This is a genomic window from Oxobacter pfennigii (assembly GCF_001317355.1).
Classification (GTDB): domain Bacteria; phylum Bacillota; class Clostridia; order Clostridiales; family Oxobacteraceae; genus Oxobacter; species Oxobacter pfennigii.
In genome coordinates, this window is record NZ_LKET01000046.1 from 1 (window position 1) to 1617 (window position 1617).

At 37.8% G+C, this 1617-nt stretch carries 1 protein-coding gene; it reads left to right on the forward strand.

What is annotated here, in order from left to right:
• A partial coding sequence (locus OXPF_RS17175; protein ID WP_160317255.1) for a DNRLRE domain-containing protein occupies nucleotides 1–1617 on the forward strand: 1617 nt, incomplete at both ends.

Consider the following 1617-nt stretch of genomic DNA (forward strand, 5'->3'; position numbering starts at 1 on the left):
TTGGATGAAACATACACATTTATCAAATTTGACCTTCCAAAGCTTACAGCAGCCGAGACCATATTTTCTGCAGTCCTTGGATTGCGCCTTTCAGGAGTTGGCAGCTCCGGGTTGCAGATAGACGCCCACAAAGTGAAAGAAAACTGGGAATCAACCACTTTGAATTGGAGCAATAAGCCTTCTTATGAAACAGCAAAAATAGAAGAATATCAGATAATGACAACATCACAGCCTTATCTTTTTGATATTACGGGTATAGTTAAAGATTGGTATAATACCGGTGAAAATTATGGCGTTATGCTAAAAAGCCATGTAACTTCATACAATGTGGCCAATTTTAACTCATCCGATTCGCCCTATTCAAACCTCCGCCCTCAGGTAATAATATTTTACGTAAATAATGTGGGATTGGAAAATTACTGGACTTATCACAGCCAGGATGTCGGCCGTGCAGGTACGGGTTATGTAAATGACTATACGGGAAATCTTGTGTTTATCCACAACGATATTTCAATGAACGGCAATAGAATGCCTGTTACAATTAACCACGTATATAACAGCAATGACAAGGATACCAATATAGGCTACGGCCCCGGCTGGAGGCTGAATCTTACCCAGAGCATCAAATGGGAAACCATATCAGGTGCAAATTACTTTACCCATATTGACGAGGACGGTACAAAGCACTTCTATAAATATAATTCCGAAAAAGGTCATTATGTCGATGATGCTGGCACCGACTTCATTCTTACCGTAAGCGGCAGTGGCACATCTACAATCCATACCATAAAAGATAAGGACGGAAATAAATTAAACTTCAATTATTACGGAACATTAAAGACCATTGAAGATAAAAACGGGAATAAAATAACATTGATACATTCGGATAATAAGTTAATAGGGGTAGAAGATGGTGCCGGAAGGGCAATTATATTGAGTTATAATGTGTATGGAAGTCTTTTCAGAATAACAGACCCTGCAGGAAGGAAAATAGAATATAGGTATGATGTGGACAATGATGGTAATGATGATACCCTCATAGCTATTGATTATCCGGATGATAAAACAAATTCTTTTGTCTATGATGACAACAAAAACCTAAGAGAGGTTATAAATCATGATGGATATAAAATGATATATTCATATTATGATACTTTAACATCAGGCAGTGTCCTGGCATACCGCGTTAAAAAAGTCCAGGAAACCCATACTAATTTCTCATCTTCTGAATCAGGCCAGATTCTTAATATCTCATATGGCAAAAACACCACAACCTTCACCGACCACAGAGGGAGAGTAAATATATACCAATTCAATCATTTTGGCAATACAGTCAGCATCAAGGATGCCGATAATAACGGGTCATACTATAAATTCCACGACTCCAATGAGAAAAAGAATAAGCTTGAGCTGGACTCAAAGCTTCAGAAGACGGTCATAAACTTACTTAAAAATCATAATATGGAAAATGAGAATACCCACTGGACTCTGGGAGCTGTAGGAACTTCAACCGGCTCAGGTGAATTCACAACCGAAGAAAAAAATATAGGAGAGAAGTCATTAAAGATAAGTAAAACTAATACTAATGACAGGCAGTATTTCAGCCAGCAAGTAACA